This window comes from Mesorhizobium sp. B2-2-4 (genome assembly GCF_006442375.1).
Classification (GTDB): Bacteria; Pseudomonadota; Alphaproteobacteria; order Rhizobiales; family Rhizobiaceae; genus Mesorhizobium.
In genome coordinates, this window is the sequence record NZ_VFWB01000008.1 from 205,289 (window position 1) to 222,808 (window position 17,520).

The window sequence follows — 17,520 nt, forward strand, 5'->3', positions numbered from 1 at the left end:
GCGATCATGAGGGACCAGGAATGCCGTCGACAGAGCTGCTCGTCGCGTTTTTCGCCACCACGGCGATCTTCGCCTATATTCCAGGCCCGGCCATGCTCTATGCCGCCGCGCAGACGATGGCGCGCGGCCGCTGGTCCGGCCTGACTGCGGCGCTCGGCATTCATCTGGGCGGCTATGTTCACGTCTTTGCCGCCGCCGCCGGCCTGTCCGTGCTTTTCCACGCCGTGCCGCCGCTCTACATGGCGGTCAAGCTCGTCGGCGCGCTCTACCTGATCTGGCTCGGTGTGGCGCTGTTCCGCAAGCGCGCGGAAGGCGACATGGCACTGCCGGCGATCGAGCGGAAATCGGCTTGCCGCGCCTTTTTCGAGAGCATCGCCGTCGAGGTGCTCAATCCGAAGACCGCGATCTTCTTCATGGCCTTCCTGCCCCAGTTCATCGATGCCTCTGCCGCATTCCCGGTCTGGCTGCAATTCGTCGTGCTGGGCACGACAGTCAACCTGATGTTCTCCTCGGCCGATATCGTCTGCGTGTTCCTGGCTGGTGCCGTGATCGGCAGGCTGCGCCGCTCCAGCAGCGCCCAGCGCATGATGCAGCGAGCCGGCGGCGCGGTGCTGGTCGGGCTTGGCGTCCATGTCGCCTTGCAGAAGAGTTGACGAGGCCAGCCGGCGTTGCGCTGGCTCAAATTGCGGTATATCGGCATCGCCATGAACGACCGATCCCGGCCAATTTGTCCTCCATGCATCTTCAAAACCGGTTTTTGCGCGTTGCCAGTGACATGATCAAGCACGACCCACTTTCCCCCGAACCCTTGCATCGCGCCATCGCGCGTTTCGGCCAGGCCACCGTGCTGGTGGTTGGCGATCTCATCCTTGACCGGTTCGTCAACGGCATCATCGAGCGGATTTCGCCTGAAGCGCCGATCCCGGTGCTCCATGGGCGCGGCGAGAGCCTGGCGATGGGCGGCGCCGGCAATGTCGTGGCCAACATCATCTCGCTCGGCGCCGCCGCCATTCCGGTCTCGGTGATCGGCTCTGATACGGCAGGCGACAGCCTGGTGCGCATGCTCGGCGAGCTTGGCGCCGACACGACAGGCCTGGCGCGGGAGCGCGGCCGCATGACGTCGTCCAAGAGCCGCTTCAGCGCGCTCAACCAGCAGGTGCTGCGCTTCGACGAGGAAGAGATCAAGCCGCTCGGCGCGGCGGAGCGCGCGGCGCTGGTCCGGCATTTCCGCGCCGCGCTGGCGCACGCCGACATCGTCATCCTGTCGGATTACGGCAAGGGCATCCTGCTCGACGGCGTCGCCGGCGAATTGATCGCGATCTGCCGCGAGGCGGGAAAGCCGGTGCTGGTCGATCCGAAGGGCCGGGATTATGCACGCTATGCCGGCGCGACCGCCATCACGCCCAACCGCAAGGAACTCGGCGAAGCGGTCGAACGGCCGGTGTTCAGCGATGACGAGATCGTGGCCGCGGCGCGCGAGCTGCTTGCGGCGCATGGCTTCGACTTCGTCGTCGCCACGCGCAGCGAAAAGGGCATGAGCGTCGTCGGTCCGACGGAGGCGCGCCACATCGCCACGCAGGCGCGCGAAGTGTTCGATGTGTCGGGCGCCGGCGATACGGTGATCGCGACCTTCGCGCTGGCGCTTGCCGCCGGCGCCGATTCGGCCGCGGCCGCCTCGATCGCCAATGCAGCCGGCGGCGTTGTGGTGGGCAAGCGAGGCACGGCGCGGCTGACGGTCGAGGAACTCAACGGCGCGCTGTTTCGATCGCACGGTCCGAGCGTCCACAGGGATGCCATCCTCGACGCCAAATCGGCCGCACGGCTGGTGGCGGCGTGGAAGGAGGAAGGCCTCAGCGTCGGCTTCACCAATGGCTGTTTCGACATCCTTCATGCCGGCCATGTCAGCCTGCTGCACGCGGCGCGCAGCCAGTGCGACCGGCTGGTGCTCGGCCTCAACAGCGATGCCTCGGTGCGCCGGCTGAAGGGGCCGGAACGGCCCGTCAACGACCAGCACGACCGCGCCTGCGTGCTGGCGGCGCTCGCGTCGGTCGACGCGGTGGTGGTCTTCGACGAGGACACGCCGCTGGCGCTGATCGAGGCGCTTCTGCCCGACATACTCGTCAAGGGCGCCGACTACACGGTCGACACCGTGGTCGGCGCGGACGTGGTGCAGAAAGCGGGCGGGCGCGTGGTCCTGGTCGATCTCGTCGCCGGCAAGAGCACGACCGGCACCATCGGCAGGCTGCGCTCGGCCGGCAACAAGAATTGAGGGTTTCATGTCCGAACTGAACGATTACCTGGTCCGCTCGGCGGCCGCGATCACGGCGCTGGTCGAGCGCGATCTAACAGGCGCGATGGAACGTGCGGCGAGCGCGATCGTCGCCGCCCTTTCGTCGGGCAAGGCGCTGCTGATCTGCGGCAATGGCGGTTCGGCCAGCGACGCCATTCACATCGCCGGCGAACTGGTCGGCCGCTTTCTCAAGGAGCGCAAGGGCTACAATGTCATCGCGCTGCCGGCCAATGCCGCGGTGCTGACCGCCTGGGGTAATGATTACGGCTTCGACACCGTTTTTTCGCGCCAGGTCGAGGCGCATGGCGCTGCCGGCGGCGTGCTTCTGGCGATCTCGACCAGCGGCAATTCGCCGAGCATCCTGGCGGCCGCCGAACAGGCACGGACCATGGGCATGACGGTGATCAGCCTGACAGGCGACACAGGCGGCAAGCTCGCGCCGCTCACCGACATCCTGCTCAACGTGCCCTCGACCTCGACGCCGATCATCCAGCAGGGGCATCTGTGCCTCTACCATCACCTGTGCGAGGTGGTGGAAGCGCGCCTCAGCAATGGCTGACAAGGCGCCGCACCCGTTGGCCGAGCCGGGCCTGTGGGTGGAGCGGATAGGCGGCAGGGTTTTTCCCGCCGGCCAGCCGGCGCTGTTCCTCGATCGCGACGGCACCATCAATGTCGATACCGACTATCCCAGCGATCCGGCCGAGATCGAGCTCCGGCCGCAGATGTTGCCGGCGATCGCCGCCGCCAACAATGCCGGCATCCCGGTCGTGGTGGTGACCAACCAGTCCGGCATCGCGCGCGGCTATTTCGGCTGGAGTGCCTTCGCCGATGTGAACCGCCGCGTGCTCGAGCTGTTGCGCGATCAGGGCGTTGTCGTGGACATGGTGCTGGCCTGCGCCTACCACGAGGCTGGCGTGGGGCCGCTGGGCATATCGGATCACCCGATGCGCAAACCCAATCCCGGCATGCTCTTCGAGGCGGCGAGACGCCTCGATCTCGATCTCCGGCGGTCCGTGATCGTCGGCGACAAGCTGGCCGACATGGAGGCAGGCCTGAGCGCCGGCCTGCCGCAGGGCTGGCTCGTCGGCGGCGAGGCGCAGCTTCGCTCCGGCTTCGTCATCAGGCCCTTGCGGGACAGCAGCGACCTCGACGGTCTCATCGCCGCCATAGGGCGGCTCGATGGCCGGGATAAGCGGTCTTGATCCGGGCCTGACCGCTCACGCCGGTTCGCTGCCTTGCGAGGCCTCATACAGTTTGGCCTCGGTGGCGAAGGAATAGATCATCACCGACATCGAATAGACGAAGCCGTGCCGGCCGCACAGGAAGTAGCGCTTGGCCAGGTAGAATTTCAGGAAGTTGCCGAGCGGCGAAAGCACCAGCCGCACCAGGCCCGGCTTCTTGCCTTTCTCGACCAGGGTGGCCGCCTTGAGGCTGGAATAGGCATTTGCCCGGGCCAGATCCTCCTCGACCGATATTTCGCGGCGATGCAGCAGCACGCCGCTTTCGATCGTGCTGGTCTCGCCGGAAACGCCGAAGGATTCATGGACCCGCGCGGTCACGTCCATGGTCGCACCTTCCCGGCGGAAAAGCCGCAACAGCCTGTTGTGCAGCACCCAGCGATGGGCATAGCCGTAGCCCTTCAGCCAGTCGCGGCGGCGGATGTACCATCCGCTGATGCCGGCATTCGCCGTCTCGACCGCCGCCATGATCGACTGCCGCAGCCGGTCGTCGACGCGTTCGTCCGGGTCGATCGAAAGACACCAGGGCTGCGTGGCGTGGTCGAGCGCGAATTGCCGCTGATGCGGAAAACCCGGCCAGCCATTGTGCAGCAGCTTTATCGGATAGCCCTCAGCGACAAACTGCCGAACGATGTCCAACGTGGCGTCGGTAGAGCCTGAATCGACGATGACGATCTCGGCGCAAAAATCGATGCTTTCGAGGCACGGGCCGATCATATCGGCCTCGTTCATGCAGATGATGAGCGCCGAAATCGGGCTTGCAAACCTGGTCATGGTCCCTTCCACGGCGGATTGTCCTTGGAACTTACGCTGCTTGGGCAAGGAAACCAATCAGGCGCCAAATCGCACAAGACGATCCGGCTGCCTGCGCCTGTCCGTTATCAACGCGGCGGCGATGTGGCGAAATTCCGGAATTCGCTTTGGCCGGGCGCCGCAATCGATCGGCGTCACGGCCGCTCGAACGAGACCAACCCTTCATCCTTGACCCGGCGGATGGTGAGGGCTGTGCGCACCGTGTCGACGTTCGGCGTGGAGGTCAGTTCCTCGATGACAAAGGTCTGGAAGGCGCCGAGGTCGCTTGCCACGCAGTGCAGGAGGAAATCGGATTCGCCCGACACCATCCAGGCATCGCGTACGACCGGCCAGCCGCGCGTGCGCTCAGCGAAGATGCGAAGCTCGGCATCGGCCTGATGGTGCAGGCCGACCAGGCAGAAGGCGACCACGTCGAGACCGAGCGCCGGCGCGTTGAGCAGCGCCCGATAGCCGCGAATGATGCCGGCTTCCTCCAGTCGCTTGACGCGGCGTAGGCAAGGCGGTGCCGAAATGCCGACGCGGTTCGACAGTTCGACATTGGTCATGCGCCCATCTGCCTGCAATTCGCGCAGGATCTTCCAGTCGATTGCGTCGAGGTCGGCCTTGAGCGGCATTTCGGGGCTTTCGATGATTACGGGTGGCGCAAGAATCTTGCGGGATTTTGTAATTAAACGACTTTGCTGTCCACGCCATCCCCTACGAAGAAATCCGCGTCGTACCGGAGCGGTTCGCCCGGTGCGACAAAGCTTTCCGGGGACGAACGCCAACTTGCCTTGCTGGCGTCGTGGGCAACACTTACATTACGCGCGACATCGACGAGTTTTCCATGCCGCAAACGCCGGCAGCCCTCCGCAGAGGCTTTTCATGACCACCAAGCACGCGCCTGTCCTCATCATCGGTTCCGGCCCGGCCGGTTATACCGCGGCGATCTATGCCGCCCGCGCTATGCTGAAGCCGATGCTGGTCGCCGGCCTGCAGCAGGGGGGCCAGTTGATGATCACCACCGACGTCGAGAACTATCCCGGTTTCGGCGAACCTATCCAGGGTCCATGGCTGATGAGCGAGATGCTCAGGCAGGCCGAGCATGTCGGCACCGACATCATCGCCGACATCATCACCGAGGTCGATCTCAACGTGCGGCCGTTCCGCGCAACGGGCGATTCCGGTACCGTCTACACAGCCGATGCCCTGATCATCGCCACCGGCGCGCAGGCCAAATGGCTTGGCATTCCGACCGAACAGACGTTCATGGGCTTCGGCGTATCGGCTTGCGCCACATGCGACGGCTTCTTCTACCGCGGCAAGGATGTCGCGGTGGTCGGCGGCGGCAATTCGGCAGTGGAAGAAGCACTCTATCTGTCGAACCTCGCCAAGAGCGTGACGGTCATCCACAGGCGCTCGGACTTCCGCGCCGAACGCATCCTGCGCGAGCGGCTCTTGAAGAAGGACAATGTCCGCGTCATCTGGGACACGGTTGTCGACGAGATCACCGGCCGTCCGGGCAAGACGCCACTGCCTCCGTCGGTCGAAGGGTTGAAGCTGCGCAACGTGGTGACGGGTGTCGAGACGCAGCTCGAGGTCGACGGCGTGTTCGTCGCGATCGGCCATGCGCCGGCGGTCGAGCTGTTCGTCGGCAAGCTGAAGCAGAAGCCGAACGGCTATCTGTGGACGGCGCCGGATTCGACCCGCACCGACGTGCCCGGCGTGTTCGCCGCCGGCGACGTGACCGACGATATCTATCGCCAGGCGGTGACTGCGGCGGGGCTGGGCTGCATGGCGGCGCTCGAGGCGGAGAAGTACCTGGCCGGCATCGAGGTGCATCGCGAGGCGGCCGAATAGCGGTTCGCAAACTGTTGAAAGAACGGCTTAGAAACGCCGTGTAAAAGCCTGATTTTTCATTCAGACGCCAAACAGGAACGAGGGGAATCATGGCGTTGGACTGGGACAAGCTACGCGTGTTTCACGCTGCGGCGGAAGCAGGGTCGTTTACACATGCGGCCGAGACGCTGCACCTGTCGCAATCGGCGATTTCGCGCCAGGTCAGCGCGCTCGAGCATGATGTCGGCGTGCCGCTGTTCAACCGCCACGCCCGCGGCCTGGTGCTGACCGAACAGGGCGAGATGCTGTTCCGCACGGCGCATGACGTGCTGATGAAGCTCGAGACCATCAAATCGCGGCTGACCGAGACCAAGGACCGCCCCTCCGGCGTGCTCAGGGTCACGACCACGGTCGGGCTCGGCGCCGGCTGGCTGACCGAACGCGTGCAGGAGTTCATCGAGCTCTATCCTGAAATCAGCCTGCAGCTGATCCTCGCCAACGAGGAGCTCGACCTGACCATGCGCCAGGCCGATTGCGCCATCCGGCTGCGCCAGCCGCAGCAGCCGGACCTTATCCAGCGCCGCCTGTTCACGGTGCATTTCCACCTCTATGCGTCGCCAGGCTATATCGCCAAGCATGGCAGGCCGGCTTCGGTGGCCGAGCTCAAGGCGCATCGCATCGTCACTTTCGGCGTGCCGGTGCCGGCGCATCTGTCGGAGCTGAACTGGCTGGAGACGGTCGGCGATTTCGAGGGCGGCCAGCGCGTGCCGACGCTGCAGATCAACGATATATTGTCGATCAAGCGCGCGGTGCAGGGCGGCGCCGGCATCGCCATGCTGCCCGACTATGTCATCTCCAAGGATTCCGGCCTGGTGCAGCTCCTGCCGGAAACGGAGGTGCCTTCCTTCGACACCTATTTCGCCTACCCGGACGCGATGAAGAACCAGGCGAAGCTGCACGTATTTCGCGACTTCATCATCGCCAAGGCGCGGAGCTGGTCGTATTGACCGGAGATCGTGCAGACCCTCACCCCCGCCAGCGCGTCAGGCGGGGCAGCCAGGCGGGCACGTTGCGGTGGTAGGTTTGGTATTCATCGCCATAGCAGCGTGCGAGCGTCGGCTCCTCGTACAGCTTGACGAAGGTGGCCATGGCCGCGGCTGCCATGGCGGCTTAGGCGACAAGCGTCCAGCTTGAAAACAGCAGTGCCTGGCCGATGATGATCGACAGCACCGCCACATACATCGGATTGCGGACATGGCGGTAGAGCCCGCCGACCACCAGTCTCTCGGTCGGAGCGACCGGAGCAGGCGTGCCGAGGCCTTCAAGCGCAAAGCAGGCGAATGCATGCAGCAGCGCCGCCACGGCGACCGCGATGAGGATCCAGCCAAGCGGGGCAAGACCCGGCAGGCTCGACCATGGCCGGTCCCAGCGATCCGTCAGCAGCCACGGCACGAGGCCGGCGACGATACAGGGTGCCGCGATGAAGAACGCAGCACTGCCGGCGATCGCCGAAAAGGTCCGCATTGCTTGTCTCCCGCCTGAAGCATGTCACGCCCAAACCGATTCCCGCGACGCGCTCAAGTCTTTGTTGTTCACGTCGCTGCCGAACCGAGGACACTTTGCGCGACATGCATTAGTTGCCTCGGAAATAAACGCCTGCTGCCTCATTCCACGCCATTGCGCATTTTTGACATTTCGGGATGAAAACCGAGCGTGATTCGCGATTCCGCCGTGACAATTGTCTCATTGCGGGTTCCGCTTCGGTGATTCTGCTGGTCCTATTGGGTCCAGAAATGGCTTAGACCACAGCCTGCGTCTTTTTGCATGCGTGTGTTGCAAAATAGATGCTTGTTTCTTGGGCATGATGAGCACATATATAGTTCATCTCCTGGGCGCGTTCTCCTCCCATTAGCGCCCTCGAGTGTTCCCCTCTGGAGGTTAGCCTTAACAGGCACTTCCAATCAAACTCAGCCGGATCTTCATTGATCCGGCTTTTTTGTTGCCCGGAGGCTGCCGGAAGGGCGGGAAAATCCACCGAAATAGCCACGTAACAGTGACATGTAACCTCTGGTAACATGTCAAAGGCGTTCGGCTCCTGCTAAGCAGACCATAGGACGCGGTGTGGTCGGACGGGAGATGGGGGCATCACTCGGACGATCCGGGCTCAGGCGGCTACCGCGTCCGAACCTTCTTCCGCCGAAGCGGCGACTTCAAGATGCGGCGGACCTGCCGTTTCTCCTCCCAAGAAAACGGTCCGCAAACAAAACGGCGTCCGGCCCCCCGGGCGTCGTTTTTTGTTTGCGCCCCCTCGAACAAGGTTCGAGAGGGCACTCACCCAAATCTTTGTGGATGTCGATGTCCCAAAGCCGAGATCACTTTAGACGACATGCATCAGAATCAGGCTGCCTTGCCGTTGGCATTCATCGCTTCGTCGGCGAGCCGGCCGGTGAGTTCGGCCATGTGGTCGAAGACGGCGCGGTAGCTGGCGACGCCTGAGGTGGCCGAGCGCAGCTCGATGATCAGATCGCCGATCTCGGATTGCGGCATGGTCGCCTCGACGACATCCCATCCTGGCCAGCCGGGTCGCGCGTCGTAGCCGAGGATCTGGCCGCGCCGCTGCGGGATCAGGGCGATGATCTTCGAGGTCGCATCGGAGGGCGTCACGATCTCGACCTTCATCACTGGCTCCAGGAGCACGGGCGAACAGCCCGCCATGCCTTCCTTCATGGCAAGCTTGGCCGCCATCTGGAAGGCCATGTCGGAGGAATCGACCGCGTGGTAGGAGCCGTCCGACAGGTTGACGGCGACGTCGACGACGGGAAAGCCGAGCGGGCCCGACTTCAGGTAATCGCGTATGCCGCTTTCGACCGACTGGATGTAGGTCTTGGGCACCACGCCGCCGGTGATGGTATCGGTGAACTGGAAACCTGCGCCGCGCGGCAGCGGCTTTATCTCGATCACCACATCGCCGAACTGGCCGTGGCCGCCGGACTGCTTCTTGTGGCGGCCGCGCTGCTGCGCCGATTTGCGGATAGTCTCGCGGTAGGGCACCGCCGGCGGATGGCCTTCGACCGGAATCTGGTTCTTGCCCTCGAGCCGTTCGCGTACGACGCGCAGGTGCATTTCTCCATGGCCCGACAGCACGGTCTCGGCCGAGTCCTGGTTATGATGCAGGCTGAGCGAGGGATCTTCTTCGGCCAGCCGTTGGATGGCGGCCGACATCTTCACCTCGTCCTTGCGCTCCTTCGGCCGCAAGGCGAAAGCGAAGACAGGCTGCGGCGGCTCGAACTGTAGCAGCGGCTTCATGCCGCCCTTGGCCGAGGTCAGCGTCTGGCCGGTCTTGACCGCGTCCAGCTTGCCGAGCGCGACCGTGTCGCCGGTCTTCGCCGCGGTGAGCTTCGACTGGTCCTTGCCAAGCATCCTGTAGATGCCGGACACCTTTGCCATGTCGCCGCCGGGCAGCCAGAGCTCGGAGCCATCGGCGACTTGTCCCGAAAGGATGCGCGACACGGACAATTTGCCTCCATGCGGCGTATGGATGGTCTTCATCACCTGAACCACGGTCGCGTTGCCTTCGGGGGCGCCGAGCCGTTTGCGGGTCGCGTCGATGTCGGGCGCATCATGGCGGATCGCCTTCAGGAGACGCAGCACGCCATTGCCTTTCTCTGCGGTGCCGATCAGCACCGGCGTGACGGCGCCGTCGCGCAGGTCCGCGGCAAGATCGTCGAAGACCGCGTCCTTGGGCGGCTCGATCTCCTCGAGCAGCTGTTCCATCAACTGGTCGTCATGGTCGGCCAGCCTTTCCAGCATCGAAAAACGGGCTTCCAGCTCGCGCGCCTTTTCGTCGCCAGGTATCTGGGCCACCTCGCTCTCGGCATATTCGCGGTAGATGTAGGCGCGTTCCAGCGCCAGGTCGATCGAGCCGATGACGACGCCGTCCTTGCGCAGCGGTATCTGGCGCAGAAGCAACGGCACCGCACTTGCCGGCTGCAGCATCTTCAACGTGTCGCGCACGCCCGCGATCGCCTTGTCGACCTTGTTGAGAAACAGGATGCGCGGCACGCCGAGATCGTCGAGCTTGCGCATGATGAGCTGGAGGGCGGGAATCTTCTTTTCGTCGGCTTCGGCGACGACCACTGCGAGGTCGCTGGCGGCCAGCACCGGTTCGGCCTCGAACGAGAATTCGATCGATCCGGGACAGTCGACGAAGGTGAACTGCTCGCCCATGAATTCTGTGGTGGCGAAGGTCGCCTCGACGCTCATGGCGTGCGCGCGCGCCTCGGGCGAATGATCTGAAACGGTGTTTCCCGAGGAAACCGGGTTCTGGCGGGGAATGGCGCCCGTGCGGGCCAATATGGCTTCGAGAAGTGTCGTCTTACCGCTTGCGAAGGGACCGACTATGGCAATGCATTTCGGTCCCGTGCGTCTTCCTCCGGCGCGATTACCCATGACTGACCTCCACTCAGGCGTTTCCCTGGAGACCGACTGGCATTCATGGTTCAGGCCAAGGTCAGTCGGTCCTGAGCGGCGGCCGGCCTGTTCGACCGTCGCGGGCGGGCTTGTCTTCAACCGGCCCAAAGGTATCGTCCCACTTGTTTGCCGGCAGGGCAAGGAAAATAGGTAGCCTCAAGGGCCGAGCGCGGTGCGGTTGCCGCTGATTTGCAAGCCGAACAGACCGGTTGCGTCGACGGCCATATCGGCCGAAACTAGGGTCTCGAAAGAAGAGCGGCGTCGCCGCCGCCTGCATCGCCACCAGTTCCAGGGATCGAACGATGAAGATCATTGCTTGCGGCAGCACGCCGACCGTCATCGCGCCGGAAAAGTACTTCACCGGCCGGGTGCTGCAGACGCCGATCATCGAGAAGGAGGCTCCGGCACGGCTGCGGGCGACATTGGTCAGCTTCGAACCGGGCGCGCGGACCCACTGGCACACGCATCCGCTTGGCCAGACGCTGTACGTCACGTCGGGCGCCGGCCTCGCCCAGACCTGGGGCGGTCTCATCCAGGAGATCAGGGCAGGGGACGTCATCTCGTTCGCGCCAGGCGAAAAGCACTGGCATGGCGCCGGGCCGAAAACGGCCATGACGCATATAGCCATGCAGGAAGCGCTCGAGGGCGTGCATGCCGACTGGCTGGAAGCGGTGACGCCGGCCCAATGTGGCGGCTGAGTACCGTGTCGAGCCGATCTAAAAACCCGGCGTTTGGCCGGGTTTTGTTTTCACGATCAGGTCAGTGATGCCGTAAAGCGCTGGATGCGCGTGCACGCCTCCTCCAGCAGCGTCTCCGACGTGGCGTAGGAGATGCGGAAGTTCGGACCGAGGCCGAAGGCCGAACCGAATACCACCGCCACGCCCTCGGCCTCGAGCAGCTCCGAGCAGAAGGCCTCGTCAGTGTCGATCACCTTGCCGGCCTTGGTCTTCTTGCCGATCAGCTGGGCGCAGGACGGATAGACGTAGAAGGCGCCTTCCGGCGACGGACAAGAGATGCCGCGCGCCTGGTTGAGCATCGAGACGACGAGATCGCGGCGCCCCTGGAAGATCGCCTTGTTCTTGGCGATGAAGTCCTGCGGGCCGTTCAGCGCTTCGACCGAGGCCCATTGCGCGATGGTGCAGGCGCCCGACGTCTGCTGGCCCTGGATCATGTCCATCGCCTTGATCAGCTGGACGGGACCCGCGGCGTAGCCAATGCGCCAGCCGGTCATGGCATAGGCTTTCGACACGCCGTTCATGGTCAGCGTGCGCTCATAGAGCTTCGGCTCGACCTCGGCGATGGTCTTGAAGACGAAGTCGCCGTAGGTCAGATGCTCGTACATGTCGTCGGTCAGCGTCCAGACATGCGGATGCCTGAGCAGCACGTCGGCGAGCGACCGAAGCTCGGCCTCGGTGTAGGCGGCGCCCGACGGGTTCGACGGCGAGTTCATCAGCAGCCACTTTGTGCGCGGCGTGATCGCCTTTTCCAGCACTTCTGCCGTCAACTTGAAGCCGTTGTCGATCGAAGTGTCGGCGAACACCGAAGTGCCGCCGCAGATCGCCACCATCTCGGGATAGCTGACCCAATAGGGCCGGGGGATGATGACCTCGTCGCCAGGGTTCAGCGTCGCCATGAAGGCGTTGAACAGGATCTGCTTGCCGCCAGTGCCGACGATGGTCTGCTCCGGCTTGTAGTCGAGATTGTTCTCGCGCTTGAATTTCTTCGCGATCGCTTCGCGCAGCGGCGCGATGCCCGACACCGGCGGATATTTGGTCTCACCACGGCGGATGGCCTCGATCGCCGCATTCTTGATGTTGTCGGGCGTATCGAAATCCGGTTCGCCGGCACCCAAGCCAATGACGTCGCGGCCGGCATTTTTCAGCTCGCGGGCTTTCTGCGTCACCGCGATGGTGGCGGAAGGCTTCACGCGGGAAAGGGTGTCGGCAAGGAAGGCCATGACCTTTTTTCTCTCCAGAAAGGATCAGCGCGGCCAGGAGCGGCCGCGGCGCTTCTCATGTCGCATCATTCCCGTGAGTGCAAGCATTGTCGGCTGGGCCAGTGCCGCAAGGAGGTCAATGAGCCGTGATCGGCAACAGAAAGTTCATTAACGGGCGGTAGAGGCTTGCGTGGCAGGATCGTAACCCAATTGCGCCAGTTCGCGGAGCGAGGAACCTTGTCGCGCAGCATCGGGCTTGCCCATATCATCCGTCATGATGACGGCACCTCGTCAGGTGTCTGGGGCATTTATACGTTGCAAAGCGCCTTCCAGCCGATCTTCGCCTTCAGGGAAGGCAAGCTGTCGGTTGCCGCCTTCGAGGGCTTGATCCGGCCGTTCCGCGACGGCGAGCCGCAATCGCCAATGAGCTTCTTCAGCACCTGCCCGGCCGCCGACCGGCTTCATGTCGAGGCGCTGACCAGGACGCTGCATCTGCTGAATGCCGGCGCCTGCCTGCCGCAGGAAGCGTCGATCTTCGTCAATTTCGATCCATCGGTGTTCACCGAGCGCGCCGTTGCCGACAATGCCTTGCGCGAAATGCGCCTGGTGCTGCACGAGGCCGGCATCGATCCGGGCCGTGTCGTGTGCGAGGTGACCGAGCAGCGTCCAGCCTCGCAGGAGACCCTGCACGGTTTCGTCGCGGCGTTGAAGGGCAACGGCTTTCGCATTGCCGTCGATGACTATGGCGCCGACGATTCCGACATCAACCGCATCAAGGAGTTGAAACCCGACATCGTCAAGTTCGATGCCCACTGGATCACGCAGTTGATGGAGTCCGGCGCCGGCTTTGCGCTGCTGACGTCCATGGTGAAAAGCTTTGAGGCGCAAGGCATCCGCACCGTGTTCGAGGGCATCGAGGAAGGCTGGCAGTTGGAGCTGGCCGAGAAATCCGGGGCTTCGATGGTCCAGGGTTTCGTGCTGGCGCGGCCGGAGCTGGCGCCGACCAGCTTCCGCGTCTTCGGCAAGGACGGGCCGTCGCCTGCCGCCGACAATGCCTCTTCCGTCCCGGCCGCCGCGCCGCATACCGCGCGGGCGGTGAAAGTCTTTGGGCGCAGGAGCACACGATGAGGCCCGAACGGCGGCGAGATGTCGGCGATGCGATCTTCATGGACGAGGTCGGTATCGAATATGGCGTTTATGGCGACTTCCGCCTGCGCAGCGCCTACCAGCCGATCTTCGCGCCGCGCGGCCGCTTCCTGCACGCAATCGCCGTCGAGGGCTTGATCGAGCCGCATCGCGCCGGCCGGCCGGGCGCCGCACGGGCGTTCTTCGAAGGCGTCGCGGCCCAGGACCGGCTGTTCGTCGAAACCATGTGCCGGGTGCTGCATCTCAGGAATTTCCGCAACATCGGCGTCGATGGGCTCGATCTGTTCTTCAACTACAATCCATTGGTCAACGCCCGTCGGGGCCGGGCCTTGGCCGAAATCCGGCTGATGAGCAGGCATCTCGGCGAGCTCGGCCTGGCCCCCGGCATGCTGGTCTGCGAAATCACCGAACAGGCGGCCGACGACACGCTGCTGGCCAGGCTGGTACGCGAGATGCGCCGCGACGGCATCCGCATCGCCATCGACGACTTCGGCACCGGCCACTCGACCGAGGAGCGAGTCAGCCTGCTCAAGCCCGATATCGTCAAGATCGACGGTGGCTGGTTCGCGCAATTCTGCCGCCACGCCGCCGCCGAGCGGTTCTTCCGCCCGCTGGTCTCCAGCCTGCACGACCGCGGCGCCAAGGTCCTGGTCGAGGGCATCGAACAGCCCACCCATCTGCGCGTCGCGCTCGATGGCGGCGTCGACCTGCTGCAAGGTTTTCTACTCGCCCGGCCGGCGCTGGCCGGGGTGATCTTCGACGAGCGACCGCTCGCCATCGACGCGCTGCTGGGCAGGGACAGCAAGGTGGTGCCGCTGTTCGGGTAGCGCCGTGTGCTACACATCAGCGGCGCTGATCGTCGCGCCAAAACTAATCATTGGTGAGGACGGCGCGGCTACGATAATCGCGTCTGCACATGGCAGCGCTCGGGGACCAGCGATGATACTTTACAGCATGATCGACAGCGGCAACTGCTACAAGCCGCGCCTGCTGATGGCCAAGCTCGGCCTCCCTTTCACCACTGTCGAGGTGAGTTCGCACACGGGCGATACGCGAAAAGCGGATTTCGTCGCCAAGAATCCGAACGCCATGGTGCCGCTGCTGGAGCTCGACGACGGAAGGCGGATCGCTGAATCCAACGCCATCCTGCTCTACCTCGCGGAGGGCACGCGCTTCCTGCCCGCGGACAAGTATGAGCGCGGGCTCGCCTATCAATGGCTGTTCTTCGAACAGTATAGCCACGAGCCCTATATCGCCGTGCGCAAGGCGCTGCTGACCTTTCCCGAAAGGGCCAAGGACGCGACGCCCGAGCGGCTGGCGGTGACACTGGAGCGCGGCAACAAGGCGCTCGGTGTCATGAATAAATACCTGGAGAACAACGCGTTCTTCGCCGGAAACGCCTACAGCATCGCCGACATCGCGCTTTACGCTTATACGCATACGGCGGAGCAGGGCGGCTTCCAGCTCGACGCCTATCCGGCGGTGGCTGCGTGGCTTGACCGCGTGGTGGCGGATCCGGGGCACGTCTCTATGGAGTGGGTAGGGTAATTTTATCCTCAACCTCGCCACCGCCCCGCGGCTCTTTTGGGCGAGGCGCGCCAAACAGGCGCGAGGCCCGGCCACCCATCGTCCGAGAAGCTGCGCGGGAGCTATTTCAACAAATGGTCGTAGTAGGCATGGGTGCCGATCCAGAACCAGATCACATCTTCATTGTTGCGTATGGCAACAGCCCGGTAGTTTCGTCGACCCGCGCCGACCAATAGCAACCGACCTGCTTGAAATGTAAGGAGGGATGAAAAGGATCGGAACGCAGTATGACAAAACGCCTGTCCGCCTTTGCTTTGATCGACGACGACAGTTTTTCATAAGCCTTCCAGAATGATGGAGAGGCGACGTTGTTCACAGAGGCCGAGTCCGGCCGGCGCGATGGTCAGCCAATGCCTGTTCGGCAAGCTTGTCCAATCGCCCCGCCCTCACCTCGGTCTCGATCCGCCGATCCCACAGGTCCGCCTGGAGCGCCTCGAACCATGCGGCAAACGCCTTCAGCTCCTCGGGGCTCAGTTCGGTGATGGACTTTTCGATTTGCTCAAGCTTGGTCATGGCCGGATAATACCACTCTAATGGTACCACAGGTGGGACTCCAGGTTCGGCTTTACATGCCTGGAATCCAGGCAAATAAAAAGGCGGGACAATGCCCGCCTTCCCATTTCGGTAGCCTGATCGGGAGCGTCCGGTCCGGGCTGGCAGCTATCTGCTGATCCGGCTTGTCGGGTCTTTCCGCTCCGGCGCGCTTCTCGCGCGACCGTCAGTACATCCGTGACTTGCCGCGCGCCCCGGGCTGTCGCCCGGCGCGCGCCATTTTCAAAATCAGGCTGCCTTGCTCAGAGATCCAGCGGACGACTTGCCAGTGCGGCGGTCCTGCTCGATCTCGAAGTTGATCTTCTGGCCTTCGACCAGGGTCGACAGTCCAGCGCGCTCGACAGCGGAGATGTGGACGAAAACGTCCGCGCCGCCCGCGTCAGGCTGGATGAAGCCGAAGCCCTTGGTGGCGTTGAACCACTTGACCGTTCCAGTTGCCATAAAAATAGTCCTTCACATTTGCTTTGGTTTGACTGAACCGAGGTCCAGCCGGTGTGCATCGAGATTTTGGAGATAGACGTCAGCAAACGCGAAGATCGCGAGGCCCGGATCGATCGGCCGAAATATCAATGGGGCTGATATAGGCTGCTTTCGCACGAAATACAAGACTGCGTGAGAAAGCCGTGATCGAGGGACCGCCCAATGGCCGCCCCAATCCGGTGAAACCGTTGCGTCAGATGGCGCTGTCCGTGAGCCGCGCATCAGGGGAGAGGACCATGAAGACCATTCTGCTGGCAGCATGCCTGACGCTGATTGCCGCCGAGGCGCAGGCGATCTCGCGCTAAGATCCGACGCGGATGGAGTGTGGCCGCGTACAGGCGACGATCGCGCGGCAGGGCGCCGTCATCCTGCGTTACCAGTCGAGGCGGGTACCGGGACTGCCACTCTACGACCGCTACGTGCAGAGCCAGCAATTCTGCACCATGGGCGAGGTGAGGACACGCGCCTATGTGCCGAGCGCCGATACGAAATCCTGCCCGGTCTACAATTGCAAGCGACCGGACAACGACCGGCGTTTCCGCCGGCGGTTTTTTCATAACGACTAGGCCATAGCCTGGCGCGGCTGTTATCGCGTCAAAATCCGAACGAGACCTGCGCTGGCGGCGGCGGGCCGACGCGCACGCCTTCCATGGCCAGCATCTTTTCCTTGGTGGTCGAGCCGCCGGGCGCGGAGAAGCCGCCGATCTTGCCGCCGGCGGCGACGATGCGGTGACACGGAATGACCAGAGGCACCGGATTGGCGCCAAGCGCGGCACCCGTTTCGCGCGGCAGGCCGGCATGGCCGGCGCGCTTGGCCAGTTCGCCATAGGTGGTGGTTTCACCATAGGCTAGCTTTCGCGCCGCGCCATAGATGGCGAGGCGGAAATCGTCGATGCCGTCGAGATCGACCGGCACGGAGGAGAAATCGACGTCCTCGCCTGCCGCATAGGCCTTGATCGAGGCGATCAGTTCGACCACCCACGGCGGCTGCACGGTAGCGGCCGAAACGCCGGCATGGCGCAGCAGCCGCCGTTCCACTGCCTCGCGGCTGCGTTCGGGCAGGCAGAGCCGGATCAGGCCCTTTTCGCTCCAGGCAATCCCCATGAAGCCGATCACTGTTTCTAACACTGCGTGGCCGGCTGTGATCTGCGACGGCGTTTGCATGGCGTGCTCCTTTCGCAAAATGGCCA

General features: G+C 63.7%; 17 protein-coding genes and 3 pseudogenes. 11 read left to right on the top strand and 9 right to left on the bottom strand.

What is annotated here, in order from left to right; all coding sequences use genetic code 11:
- Nucleotides 1–20: 20 nt before the first annotated feature.
- From FJ959_RS21710 to gmhB, 4 genes are all read left to right on the top strand, one after another.
- On the top strand, nt 21–653 hold the full coding sequence (locus tag FJ959_RS21710; RefSeq protein WP_140524876.1) for a LysE family translocator: 633 nt from the start codon (nt 21–23) through the stop codon (nt 651–653).
- Between the two features lie 122 nt (nt 654–775).
- Complete coding sequence (gene rfaE1 / locus FJ959_RS21715) at nt 776–2,269, top strand: D-glycero-beta-D-manno-heptose-7-phosphate kinase (protein WP_140631909.1); 1,494 nt, start codon at nt 776–778, stop codon at nt 2,267–2,269.
- 7 nt (nt 2,270–2,276) lie between these two features.
- A complete protein-coding gene (locus tag FJ959_RS21720; protein ID WP_140556028.1) occupies nt 2,277–2,849 on the top strand; it encodes an SIS domain-containing protein in 573 nt (190 codons plus the stop codon).
- Entirely contained in the window at nt 2,842–3,492 is a 651-nt protein-coding gene (gene gmhB / locus FJ959_RS21725; protein ID WP_140631912.1) for a D-glycero-beta-D-manno-heptose 1,7-bisphosphate 7-phosphatase, read from the top strand. The genes FJ959_RS21720 and gmhB overlap by 8 nt, the downstream gene beginning before the upstream one ends.
- 15 nt (nt 3,493–3,507) lie before the next feature.
- Here gmhB and FJ959_RS21730 read toward each other — a convergent pair whose 3' ends face one another.
- Together FJ959_RS21730 and FJ959_RS21735 are read right to left on the bottom strand one after the other, a co-directional pair.
- On the bottom strand, nt 3,508–4,302 hold the full coding sequence (locus FJ959_RS21730; RefSeq protein WP_140560642.1) for a glycosyltransferase family 2 protein: 795 nt from the start codon (nt 4,300–4,302) through the stop codon (nt 3,508–3,510).
- 173 nt (nt 4,303–4,475) lie between these two features.
- Nucleotides 4,476–4,955, bottom strand: coding sequence for an Lrp/AsnC family transcriptional regulator (locus FJ959_RS21735; protein ID WP_140495956.1), 480 nt, complete (start codon nt 4,953–4,955; stop codon nt 4,476–4,478).
- A 250-nt stretch (nt 4,956–5,205) separates the two neighbouring features.
- Here FJ959_RS21735 and trxB point away from each other — a divergent pair, with 250 nt between their 5' ends.
- Nucleotides 5,206–6,180: a thioredoxin-disulfide reductase gene (gene trxB / locus FJ959_RS21740; protein ID WP_140495955.1), complete on the top strand. Its 975-nt coding sequence runs from the start codon at nt 5,206–5,208 to the stop codon at nt 6,178–6,180.
- An 89-nt stretch (nt 6,181–6,269) separates the two neighbouring features.
- Nucleotides 6,270–7,166 carry a LysR family transcriptional regulator gene (locus FJ959_RS21745; protein ID WP_140495954.1) on the top strand — a complete coding sequence of 299 codons (897 nt, stop codon included), beginning with the start codon at nt 6,270–6,272 and terminating at the stop codon, nt 7,164–7,166.
- 19 nt (nt 7,167–7,185) lie between these two features.
- Here the strand turns inward: FJ959_RS21745 and FJ959_RS21750 are convergent.
- Nucleotides 7,186–7,683: pseudogene (locus FJ959_RS21750) on the bottom strand (isoprenylcysteine carboxylmethyltransferase family protein).
- A gap of 873 nt (nt 7,684–8,556) precedes the next feature.
- Complete coding sequence (locus FJ959_RS21755; protein WP_140524872.1) at nt 8,557–10,608, bottom strand: elongation factor G; 2,052 nt, start codon at nt 10,606–10,608, stop codon at nt 8,557–8,559.
- 323 nt (nt 10,609–10,931) lie between these two features.
- Between FJ959_RS21755 and FJ959_RS21760 the strand changes: the two genes are divergently transcribed.
- Nucleotides 10,932–11,327, top strand: a complete 396-nt coding sequence (locus FJ959_RS21760) for a cupin domain-containing protein (RefSeq protein ID WP_140631915.1) — start codon at nt 10,932–10,934, stop codon at nt 11,325–11,327.
- A gap of 56 nt (nt 11,328–11,383) precedes the next feature.
- Here FJ959_RS21760 and FJ959_RS21765 read toward each other — a convergent pair whose 3' ends face one another.
- Nucleotides 11,384–12,586 (bottom strand): pyridoxal phosphate-dependent aminotransferase, encoded by a 1,203-nt coding sequence (locus FJ959_RS21765; protein ID WP_140495950.1) that lies wholly within the window; start codon nt 12,584–12,586, stop codon nt 11,384–11,386.
- Between the two features lie 216 nt (nt 12,587–12,802).
- Here FJ959_RS21765 and FJ959_RS21770 point away from each other — a divergent pair, with 216 nt between their 5' ends.
- The 3 genes from FJ959_RS21770 (at nt 12,803) to FJ959_RS21780 (ending at nt 15,259) form a co-directional block, all read left to right on the top strand.
- The gene (locus FJ959_RS21770; protein WP_140624090.1) at nt 12,803–13,693 is read left to right on the top strand and encodes an EAL domain-containing protein; all 891 of its coding nucleotides are present in this window, start codon (nt 12,803–12,805) and stop codon (nt 13,691–13,693) included.
- Nucleotides 13,690–14,538, top strand: a complete 849-nt coding sequence (locus FJ959_RS21775) for an EAL domain-containing protein (protein WP_140631918.1) — start codon at nt 13,690–13,692, stop codon at nt 14,536–14,538. The genes FJ959_RS21770 and FJ959_RS21775 overlap by 4 nt, the downstream gene beginning before the upstream one ends.
- Nucleotides 14,539–14,650: 112 nt before the next feature.
- Nucleotides 14,651–15,259 carry a glutathione S-transferase family protein gene (locus FJ959_RS21780; protein ID WP_140631921.1) on the top strand — a complete coding sequence of 203 codons (609 nt, stop codon included), beginning with the start codon at nt 14,651–14,653 and terminating at the stop codon, nt 15,257–15,259.
- Between the two features lie 101 nt (nt 15,260–15,360).
- Here the strand turns inward: FJ959_RS21780 and FJ959_RS32350 are convergent.
- The 3 genes and pseudogenes from FJ959_RS32350 to FJ959_RS21795 form a co-directional block, all read right to left on the bottom strand.
- Nucleotides 15,361–15,614, bottom strand: a pseudogene (locus FJ959_RS32350) (hypothetical protein).
- A complete protein-coding gene (locus FJ959_RS21790) occupies nt 15,611–15,811 on the bottom strand; it encodes an iron-containing alcohol dehydrogenase (RefSeq protein ID WP_140631924.1) in 201 nt (66 codons plus the stop codon). The pseudogene FJ959_RS32350 and the gene FJ959_RS21790 overlap by 4 nt, the downstream one beginning before the upstream one ends.
- Nucleotides 15,812–16,078: 267 nt before the next feature.
- The gene (locus FJ959_RS21795; protein ID WP_010910991.1) at nt 16,079–16,291 is read right to left on the bottom strand and encodes a cold-shock protein; all 213 of its coding nucleotides are present in this window, start codon (nt 16,289–16,291) and stop codon (nt 16,079–16,081) included.
- A 275-nt stretch (nt 16,292–16,566) separates the two neighbouring features.
- On the opposite strand from FJ959_RS21795, the pseudogene FJ959_RS21800 reads away from it, so the two are divergent.
- Nucleotides 16,567–16,896 (top strand): annotated as a pseudogene (locus FJ959_RS21800) (hypothetical protein).
- Between the two features lie 28 nt (nt 16,897–16,924).
- Here the strand turns inward: FJ959_RS21800 and FJ959_RS21805 are convergent.
- Nucleotides 16,925–17,494 (bottom strand): methylated-DNA--[protein]-cysteine S-methyltransferase, encoded by a 570-nt coding sequence (locus tag FJ959_RS21805; RefSeq protein WP_140524866.1) that lies wholly within the window; start codon nt 17,492–17,494, stop codon nt 16,925–16,927.
- Nucleotides 17,495–17,520: the final 26 nt, after the last annotated feature.

Bases quoted from the DNA above. Each gene is read 5' to 3' on its own strand.
- FJ959_RS21710 (WP_140524876.1), top strand. From the start codon at position 21: ATGCCGTCGACAGAGCTGCTCGTCGCGTTTTTCGCCACCACGGCGATC.
- rfaE1 (WP_140631909.1), top strand. From the start codon at position 776: ATGATCAAGCACGACCCACTTTCCCCCGAACCCTTGCATCGCGCCATC.
- FJ959_RS21720 (WP_140556028.1), top strand. From the start codon at position 2,277: ATGTCCGAACTGAACGATTACCTGGTCCGCTCGGCGGCCGCGATCACG.
- gmhB (WP_140631912.1), top strand. From the start codon at position 2,842: ATGGCTGACAAGGCGCCGCACCCGTTGGCCGAGCCGGGCCTGTGGGTG.
- FJ959_RS21730 (WP_140560642.1), bottom strand. From the start codon at position 4,302: ATGACCAGGTTTGCAAGCCCGATTTCGGCGCTCATCATCTGCATGAAC.
- FJ959_RS21735 (WP_140495956.1), bottom strand. From the start codon at position 4,955: ATGCCGCTCAAGGCCGACCTCGACGCAATCGACTGGAAGATCCTGCGC.
- trxB (WP_140495955.1), top strand. From the start codon at position 5,206: ATGACCACCAAGCACGCGCCTGTCCTCATCATCGGTTCCGGCCCGGCC.
- FJ959_RS21745 (WP_140495954.1), top strand. From the start codon at position 6,270: ATGGCGTTGGACTGGGACAAGCTACGCGTGTTTCACGCTGCGGCGGAA.
- FJ959_RS21755 (WP_140524872.1), bottom strand. From the start codon at position 10,608: ATGGGTAATCGCGCCGGAGGAAGACGCACGGGACCGAAATGCATTGCC.
- FJ959_RS21760 (WP_140631915.1), top strand. From the start codon at position 10,932: ATGAAGATCATTGCTTGCGGCAGCACGCCGACCGTCATCGCGCCGGAA.
- FJ959_RS21765 (WP_140495950.1), bottom strand. From the start codon at position 12,586: ATGGCCTTCCTTGCCGACACCCTTTCCCGCGTGAAGCCTTCCGCCACC.
- FJ959_RS21775 (WP_140631918.1), top strand. From the start codon at position 13,690: ATGAGGCCCGAACGGCGGCGAGATGTCGGCGATGCGATCTTCATGGAC.
- FJ959_RS21780 (WP_140631921.1), top strand. From the start codon at position 14,651: ATGATACTTTACAGCATGATCGACAGCGGCAACTGCTACAAGCCGCGC.
- FJ959_RS21790 (WP_140631924.1), bottom strand. From the start codon at position 15,811: ATGACCAAGCTTGAGCAAATCGAAAAGTCCATCACCGAACTGAGCCCC.
- FJ959_RS21795 (WP_010910991.1), bottom strand. From the start codon at position 16,291: ATGGCAACTGGAACGGTCAAGTGGTTCAACGCCACCAAGGGCTTCGGC.
- FJ959_RS21805 (WP_140524866.1), bottom strand. From the start codon at position 17,494: ATGCAAACGCCGTCGCAGATCACAGCCGGCCACGCAGTGTTAGAAACA.